We start from the raw sequence: 1,536 nt of genomic DNA, 5'->3' as shown, positions 1-1,536 counted from the left end.
CAGGGTAATCGCATTGAATTTGGTATAAATTGTACTTGACAAAAGAAATAAAGAGGATAATCAAACTCGGCCTTGGCAACAATCGAAGCAGTTTTGGAGGATCTTATCAAGTTATCATCAGAGAAATTAAGAGTCCCATTCCCCGTTTACTGATCATGGCAAAAGGCTTTGGCAAGGGCGTTATGACCGACCTTGAAGAACCAGAGGTAGAAATCCTCAGAAAAAGCGTAATCAAACATTTTCAGGATCTCGAAGACCCCAGAGTGGGTTCGAGGAAAGCTCATAGTCTAGTGGCAATTATCACCATAGCCATCTTAGCCATACTCTCAGGGGCAGAAGGATTTGTAGGAATAGAAACCTATGGAAAAGCAAAGCAAGAATGGCTAGAAACATTTGTCGAGATACCCAATGGTATTCCGTCACATGATACCTTCGGAAGAGTATTGTCCCAGCTAGAGCCAGAGGAACTAAACCACAGCTTCCTCGATTGGATCGGCAGCATTACAGAGAAATTAAATCTGGAACTGATTCATGTAGATGGCAAGACAGCAAAAGGCTCCTACGACAGAGAAAGTAAGCTCAAAGCACTACATAGTGTAAGTGCCTGGAGTAGTGAGCATGGGTTAGTGCTGGCACAGCAAAAAGTACAGAGCAAGTCCAATGAAATCACAGCAGTGCCACTACTCCTGAAGTTGGTCAATTTCAAGGGAGCTGTAGTAACCTTGGATGCTATGGGCACTCAACGGGAAATTGCGCAGCAAATCAAACAGGGACAAGGGGATTATGTCCTCGCTCTCAAAGGTAACCACCCTAGGCTCAATCAGCAGGTAAAAACTTGGTTCAAGCAAGCCCAAGCTCAACATTGGCAGGGAATTGACTACAGCTATAATCGAACTACTGAAAGTGGGCATCATCGCCTGGAAACTCGCGAAGTTTGGGCAGTACCAGTAAATCAGTTACCATCTTTGCATCGCCAAAGTCAGTGGCTGGGTTTAACCACGGTGGTGATGGTTTGCACTCACAGGCAATTATGGAATAAAACCACCACAGAGGTTAGATTCTACATCAGTAGCTTGGAAGCGGATGCCCAGTGGCACAATCAGGTGATTCGCTCCCACTGGAGTATTGAAAATAGTTTACATTGGGTTCTCGATGTCACATTTAAGGAAGATGCCAGTCGAGTGCGTCAGGGTCACGGAGCAGAAAACCTAGGTTTGTTGCGCCGTTTAAGTGTTAATTTGCTCAAGCGCGAACCCTCGAAGCAGAGTCTGAAAATGAAGCGTTACAGGGCCGGAATCGACAATAGCTTTCTGATGAAAATTCTGAGTGCGAGTGTAGCTGAGTCCTAGAGTGGTGGGGTTCTAAGGGAAACTCTCTCTATGAATACCTTAGAAGTCAGGAATATTCTTTGATAGCTTAAATCCAATATCCCTGTTGTACTTAGATAGATTTTCTTTGGCTTAAGTGCTCTTCATGGCTTATGATACACTGTCAAGTTTTCACTGTCAAATTTTCGGTCAATTTACAGTGATTTTA

Annotated in this window: 1 protein-coding gene; it reads left to right on the top strand. The window is 44.0% G+C overall.

Features of this window, described 5'->3' with window-relative positions; genetic code table 11:
- Window positions 1-182: 182 nt before the first annotated feature.
- Window positions 183-1,349: an ISAs1 family transposase gene (locus tag F6K51_RS37020; protein ID WP_293031099.1), complete on the top strand. Its 1,167-nt coding sequence runs from the start codon at window positions 183-185 to the stop codon at window positions 1,347-1,349.
- The last annotated feature ends 187 nt before the right edge of the window (window positions 1,350-1,536 follow it).

The organism is Moorena sp. SIO3I8, from assembly GCF_010692325.1.
GTDB lineage: Bacteria > Cyanobacteriota > Cyanobacteriia > Cyanobacteriales > Coleofasciculaceae > Moorena.
This window is presented reverse-complemented; position numbering and strand designations above follow the sequence as displayed.

What these genes read in the sequence shown, in the direction of transcription:
- F6K51_RS37020 (WP_293031099.1), top strand. Translation starts at nt 183, where the DNA reads ATGACCGACCTTGAAGAACCAGAGGTAGAAATCCTCAGAAAAAGCGTA.